6 protein-coding genes are annotated in these 6,000 nt (G+C 64.5%); 2 read left to right on the forward strand and 4 right to left on the reverse strand.

What is annotated here, in order from left to right:
* The first annotated feature begins 276 nt into the window (after positions 1 to 276).
* Positions 277 to 807, forward strand: coding sequence for a hypothetical protein (locus BZF59_RS02885; protein ID WP_086606720.1), 531 nt, complete (start codon positions 277 to 279; stop codon positions 805 to 807).
* Positions 808 to 836: 29 nt separating this feature from the next.
* On the opposite strand, the gene rpoN is transcribed toward BZF59_RS02885, so the two are convergent.
* Both rpoN and lptB read right to left on the reverse strand, forming a co-directional pair.
* Entirely contained in the window at positions 837 to 2,330 is a 1,494-nt protein-coding gene (gene rpoN, locus BZF59_RS02890) for an RNA polymerase factor sigma-54 (protein WP_086606721.1), read from the reverse strand.
* Between the two features lie 8 nt (positions 2,331 to 2,338).
* Positions 2,339 to 3,118 (reverse strand): LPS export ABC transporter ATP-binding protein, encoded by a 780-nt coding sequence (gene lptB, locus BZF59_RS02895; RefSeq protein WP_086606722.1) that lies wholly within the window; start codon positions 3,116 to 3,118, stop codon positions 2,339 to 2,341.
* A gap of 240 nt (positions 3,119 to 3,358) precedes the next feature.
* On the opposite strand from lptB, the gene BZF59_RS02900 reads away from it, so the two are divergent.
* Entirely contained in the window at positions 3,359 to 3,748 is a 390-nt protein-coding gene (locus BZF59_RS02900) for a hypothetical protein (protein ID WP_342744105.1), read from the forward strand.
* A 200-nt stretch (positions 3,749 to 3,948) separates the two neighbouring features.
* Here BZF59_RS02900 and BZF59_RS02905 read toward each other — a convergent pair whose 3' ends face one another.
* Together BZF59_RS02905 and BZF59_RS02910 are read right to left on the reverse strand one after the other, a co-directional pair.
* Complete coding sequence (locus BZF59_RS02905) at positions 3,949 to 4,332, reverse strand: cytochrome c family protein (RefSeq protein ID WP_086606723.1); 384 nt, start codon at positions 4,330 to 4,332, stop codon at positions 3,949 to 3,951.
* Between the two features lie 212 nt (positions 4,333 to 4,544).
* A complete protein-coding gene (locus BZF59_RS02910; protein WP_086606213.1) occupies positions 4,545 to 5,921 on the reverse strand; it encodes an IS1182 family transposase in 1,377 nt (458 codons plus the stop codon).
* Positions 5,922 to 6,000: the final 79 nt, after the last annotated feature.

Here is a 6,000-nt window from a genome sequence, read left to right on the forward strand (position 1 = left end):
CAGGGGCAAAACCGCCACAGGTATAAAGCTTTACACTCGCCCTGCCCACTGCGGGAAAGTGCTAAGATGCGCCTGCGCGTTTCTCGGCCCTGCACGGTTTGGGGCGCGGTTCCGGCCCGATAAATCCATGATCCTGATCGGGGCGGGCCGCCGGCAAACATGACAGGCCTTGTCACTAGGGTGCCGTCAGCGGGAATGTTATCGCGTCCGAAAGATCGGCGGAGAACCTTCATGAAAAGCTTGCGAGCAACTTGCACAGCCATTGCGGTCGCGGCGATGACCATGGCTCACCTGCCACCGGTGCGCGCGGCTCAGCAAGCAGACGGGGTGCTGTATTCCATATCGCGGGCAGAGCATCGGCTGGCCGTGAAAAAGCGCGAAGGCAGCGTTGGTGTCTGCGAACTCGGCATCCAGTCCAATGCGGCCGGGGGCGAATTTGCCCTGACCATCAGTCAGAACCAATACGGCCGCACGATGATGGTGCTCGGCGGCGCGAAAACCCTGTTCCGGACCGTGACATTTGCAGTGCCGATGCAGCAGGATGAGCTCAGAACATTCACGCTGAAGACGCTTGGCCCGGCCAAACCGGGAATTTCTCGGGTGATTCTGAAAACCAATGCCAGCACGGACGATTTCTATGTCGGGATCGGCGGCCTCAGTGCCGACAGCCGCACGGCCCTGCTCAAAGACGCCAGAAGCTGGGATCTGTTCGACAAGGAAGGCGTGCTGCTCCACAGTTTCACCCCGCCCGCGGTGCCACTGGCCGAGGCGCTCGCGGCGTTCGAAAGCTGCAACACCTCGTGGTGATCCGTCACCGGTGCGAATCGGACGGCGCTCTATAGCCCTGCCAGCTTCTTGGCCCTGCGCCGCTCCGCGCTCGATCCCAGCCCGATCGCCTCGCGATATTTGGCGACCGTGCGCCGGGCGAGGTCGAAGCCTTCTTTCTGAAGCATTTCGGCGAGCTGCTGGTCGGACAGGATATTCTTCACCGTCTCGGCATCGATCAGCGCCTTGATTCGCGCCTTGATCGCCGCGCTCGATGCACCCTCGCCGTCGGCTGACGCGACCCCGCTGGTGAAGAAGTATTTCAGCTCGAAGGTCCCCCGCGCGCAGGCGAGATACTTGTTGCTGGTGACGCGGCTGACGGTGCTTTCGTGCATCTCGATCTGCTCGGCCACCTCGCGCAAGGTGAGAGGGCGCAGTTCGGCAACGCCGCGGCGGAAGAAGCCGTCCTGCTGCTTCACGATTTCGGCGGCGGTCTTGAGGATGGTCTTCTGGCGCTGGTCGAGCGCGCGAATCAGCCAGTGCGCATCGGCCAGCTTCTCCTTCAGCCAGCCTTGCGATTCCTTGCTGGTCGACCCGGCATTCAGTTCCACGAAGTAGCCGCGGTTGACGATCAGCTTGGGCAGGGTGTCTTCGTTCAACGCGATGTCCCAGCCCCCGGCGGCATTGGCGGTGACGAGGATGTCGGGCACCACCGTGCCAGTATCGCCGGGTGCGAAGGCGAGGCCGGGCCGCGGGTTGTAGCTGCGCAGCTCGCGCAGCATGTCGGCGAAATCCTCGTCATCGACGCGGCACAGACGCTTCAACCGCTCCACCTCGCCGCGCGCGACCAGATCGAGGTTGTCGATCAGCGCCTTCATGCAAGGGTCGTAGCGATCGGCCTCGCGCGCCTGGATCGCGATGCATTCGGCGAGATTGCGCGCGCCCACGCCCGAGGGGTCGAGCGACTGCACCAGTCGCAATCCCGCCTTGGCATCGAAGACATCGACCCCGAGATCGTCGGCCACTTCCTCGAGCGGGAGGGTGAGATAGCCCGCCTCGTCGAGCAGCCCGACGATGTGGCGCGCGGTGGCGAGCGTGCGCGGGTCGCTGGCAGCTGCGCCGAGCTGGCCTTCGAGGTGCTCGACCAGCGTGACCTCGGCGGCGCGCAGCTGTTCCCAGTCGGGCAGGTCATCGAAGTCGCCGCCAGAGCCGCTCGCCGCGCCCCATTCCGCATCGCGCATCGAAGGCCCCGCGCCGTCGCCCGTATCGAAATCGCGGTCGACCGAGCCGAGATCGAGCGGCGCGTCGCTCTCACCCCCGCCCGCCAGCATCAGCTGATCGGCAGTCGCTTCCTCGCCTGCGGGCGCGGCAATCTCGATCCGCTCGGGTTCGCCCGGGTCGGAAGGCCCGCCGGTGTCGAGCAGCGGGTTGGCCTCCAGCGCCTCGGCGATGAAGGTCTCGATTTCGAGGTTGGAGGCCGCCAGCAGCTTGATCGCCTGCTGCAACTGCGGCGTCATCACCAGCGATTGCGTCTGCCGGATATCGAGGCGGGGGCCGAGCGCCATCGCAAAAGCTAGAGCGTGAAGCTCTCACCGAGATAGAGCCGCCGCACGTTCTCGTCCGCGACCAGTTCCTGCGGGCTTCCGGCGAACAGCACCTGCCCGCCGTAGATGATGCAGGCGCGGTCGACGATATCGAGCGTCTCGCGCACGTTGTGATCGGTGATCAGCACCCCGATGCCGCGTCCCTTGAGATCGCGGATCAGGTCGCGGATGTCGTTGATCGACAGCGGGTCGATGCCTGCGAAAGGCTCATCGAGCAGCATGATCGAAGGCTTGGCCGCCAGGGCGCGGGCAATCTCGCAGCGCCGCCGCTCCCCGCCCGACAGCGCCATTGCGGGCGACTGGCGCAGGCGGGTGAGGCCGAATTCGTCGAGCAGCCGCTCCAGCTCGGAGGCACGGGTGGCCTTGTCCGGCTCGACCATCTCGAGGACGCAGTCGATGTTCTGCTCCACCGTCATGCCGCGAAAGATGCTGGTTTCCTGCGGGAGGTAGCCGAGCCCGAGTATCGCGCGGCGATACATCGGCAGCTTGGTCACATCCTCGCCATCCATCAGGATCCGGCCCGAATCCGGCTTCACCAGCCCCATGATCGAATAGAAGCAGGTGGTCTTGCCCGCCCCGTTGGGGCCGAGCAGGCCGAGCACTTCGCCCTTCGCGACGTTCAGCGAAATGTCGGTCAGCACCGCGCGCTTGTCGTAGCTTTTGGCGATCGAGATCACCTCAAGCCCGCTGCCGATGGGCTGGACGGGAGCGGGCGCTGTGGCCTGTTCAGAGAGGGTGGTGGTGCTCATCGCCTGCCAGCTTTAGCAGCCTTGGCCCGCCAGAAAAGGGGCAGGGGCTGTTTGGCAGGATTTTTGCTTAGCCTGCCGCAGCGGAACCCGGCGCAATCAAACCCGCTGCAATTCCCGCAGCTTGGCCTGCGCCTGATGCGCCAAACGCAACAAAATGGCGGAATTCCGCGGCTCCTTGCAAGGTTGGGGAAGCTTTGCGATACTGCCGGCATCACAAAAGACCGTTGGGGAGCGGCGCATATGGTCAATTTGCACAAGCGTGGAGCAAAGGGTGTCGGCAGCGAGGCGCTGCCCGCCGAAGGGGCGCGCGACTGGCGCAAGGCGATGAGCGATCATGTCGCCTATGGCCTGCTGGTCTATACGGGCTTGCAGATCTTCGTGACGGTGAAGGCGCTGGCGGAAGGCTCCTCGACCCTGCTGCCCTATCTCGCGCTGGTGGTGCTGGTCGCAGGGATCATCCCGGTGTGCCGCTGGTTCGAAAAGCGCTGGGCAGTGCTGAATGATGCCGAGGCGGTCGATCAGACCTATGCCCCTGCCTTCCGGCGCGACGTGGCGACGCTCTGGGCGCTGGCGATCGGCCTGCCCTTCGGCCTGACGCTGATCTTCAAGATGTTGCTCAGCTTCATCTGATCGCGGGCCTTCGGGTCGTCGGAAGATTACCGGAGAGGCAATTCAGGTTCTGGCCGTGTTTCCTGACTGTGGAGACACAGGAGACACTGTCAAAGGTTAGAAAACCTCCCGGTCGCAGGTGTGCCACGAGCCCGGGAAGCGGGCTGACGATCCGAAAGAGCGCCGCGCACGCTAGAGCACTCTCCCGCACGTAGGAATGCTCACTCGTCGGGCACGTAGCCTGCCTGGCACAGGGTCACCATGTAGCGCGCGATCTGGTCGATCTGGGCGCGTGTCAGGGTGAAATCCATGTCCTCGGGGTAATTGTGCGCCTCGCTGAGCCAGTCGGCGAGCGACTTTTCCGACAGCTCCCGCCGGTTGGCGATCGCGGCAAAGCTGGGCGAGGCCGGATTGGGCGAGAGGAACGGCGGCTCGACCGCATGGCACCCTCCGCACGCGCCCTCGACAAAGGCGGGCGCACGGGTGTCGACCGAGGGCGACGTGCGCTTGCCGAGCATCGGCGGCGGATTGTCGGTCCCGGGCGCGGCACAGGCGGCCAGCGCGAGAAGGGCAAGCGGGGCGAGGAGGGTGAGGGGCTGGGTCATGGTGCCTCTATCGGCCCTTTGCGGCCAAGAGTCTTTGATCGGAATCAAATTTGAAGCGCACCCCTGGGAAGATATGCGGGAACCAGTGGCCGCAATCGGGTGGTCGGGCGTCAGTCGCGAATGGCCGAAAGTGGGTGGATTGTGTTGAAAAACCCGGCGCTGAGATCGGCGCTGGCGCGAGCCTGAGCGGCGCTCTGAGGCTTCGCCCCCGCTTATGCGGGGGCTGTGGTGGCTGGCATGGGGATCAGCTTGGCCATTTTCCGGAGGTTTTGGGCGGTGGCTGCGAGGAGGAACTCGTCTCTTGCGCCGTTTGGACCTCGCAGGCGCAGGCGATCCATCCTGAGGATGCGCTTGAGGTGCGCGAACAGCATCTCGACCTTCTTGCGCTGGCGGCGCGAGACCAGATAGGCGTCGGTCGTGGCGATATCGCGGGCCAGATCACGGGCGCCCTCGTGGACTGAACGCAGGATCTTGCGCGCTGGTTGGGTCGGGCAACAGCGCGGCTTGAGAGCGCAGGCACTGCAGTCGAGCTTGCTGGCGCGGTAACGCAACATGCCGTTCTCATCGACGAACGGACGTTCCTCGCGATAGACCTTCTGCCTCTGGCGCAGCCGCTTGCCAGCAGGGCAGATATAGCTGTCATCCTCATGGTCGAAGGTGAAGGCCGAACGCTCGAAGGTATCATCGCGGCGGGCAGACTTGTCGAACACAGGGATGTGCGGCTCGATGCCGCGCTCCTCGACCAGCCAGGACAGGTTCCTTGCATCGCCATATCCGGTGTCGCCCACGAGCCGCTCGGGCCAGAGGCCGAAGCGCTCCTGCGTCCGGTCGATCATGCGGCGCTGGGCGGTCACCTCGGCCTGACGGATGGCGGTGGTCGCCTCGACATCGACGATCACTGCGTTCTGGAGATCAATGAGGTAGTTGGTGGCATAGGCGAAGAAGGCACGCTCGCGGCTTGCCGCTGTCCAGCGTGCGGCCGGATCGGCCACCGCCAACTGCTTGGGCGGCACCGGGGTTGCGCCCCCGAAGGCCGCATCGTCGAGCACAGCCAGATACTCGCGAACGGCATGGCTGGTGGCCGGGTCCGGCAAGCCATCGGCCTGATCGACGGCATGCTGGCGGTTCACATCGGCGCGCACGAGGCTGCCATCGACCGCGAACCCTTCACCGCCGACCAGTCCTTCGGCGATGCAGCGCGCCACGGTCGTCTCGAACAGCTGGCGCAGCAGATCACTGTCGCGGAAGCGACCGTGACGGTTCTTCGAGAAGGTCGAGTGGTCGGGCACATCGCCTTCCAGCCCCAGGCGGCAGAACCAGCGATAGGCGAGGTTGACATGCACCTCCTCGCACAGCCGCCGCTCGGACCGGATGCCCATGCAGTAGCCGATGATCAGCATCCGGATCATCAACTCGGGATCAACTGACGGTCGTCCGGTCGAGCTGTAGAAGGGACGCAGATGTTCGCGAATGCCCGACAGGTCGACGAACCGATCGATCGAGCGCAGCAAATGATCCTGCGGAACATGCCGCTCCAGGTTGAAGCTGTAGAACAGGGCCTCCTGCGCCACCGTCCGCTCACCCATCATCCGACCGTCTCCGCTTGTCTGCCAAGACATAGAATCAATACTTTAGCCCGATTGCAAGGAGGAGTTTTTCAACACAATC

Source organism: Erythrobacter donghaensis (assembly GCF_002155425.1).
Taxonomy (GTDB): Bacteria; Pseudomonadota; Alphaproteobacteria; order Sphingomonadales; family Sphingomonadaceae; genus Erythrobacter; species Erythrobacter donghaensis.

What these genes read in the sequence shown, in the direction of transcription:
- BZF59_RS02885 (WP_086606720.1), top strand. Translation starts at nt 277, where the DNA reads ATGACCATGGCTCACCTGCCACCGGTGCGCGCGGCTCAGCAAGCAGAC.
- rpoN (WP_086606721.1), bottom strand. Translation starts at nt 2,330, where the DNA reads ATGGCGCTCGGCCCCCGCCTCGATATCCGGCAGACGCAATCGCTGGTG.
- lptB (WP_086606722.1), bottom strand. Translation starts at nt 3,118, where the DNA reads ATGAGCACCACCACCCTCTCTGAACAGGCCACAGCGCCCGCTCCCGTC.
- BZF59_RS02900 (WP_342744105.1), top strand. Translation starts at nt 3,359, where the DNA reads ATGGTCAATTTGCACAAGCGTGGAGCAAAGGGTGTCGGCAGCGAGGCG.
- BZF59_RS02905 (WP_086606723.1), bottom strand. Translation starts at nt 4,332, where the DNA reads ATGACCCAGCCCCTCACCCTCCTCGCCCCGCTTGCCCTTCTCGCGCTG.
- BZF59_RS02910 (WP_086606213.1), bottom strand. Translation starts at nt 5,921, where the DNA reads ATGATGGGTGAGCGGACGGTGGCGCAGGAGGCCCTGTTCTACAGCTTC.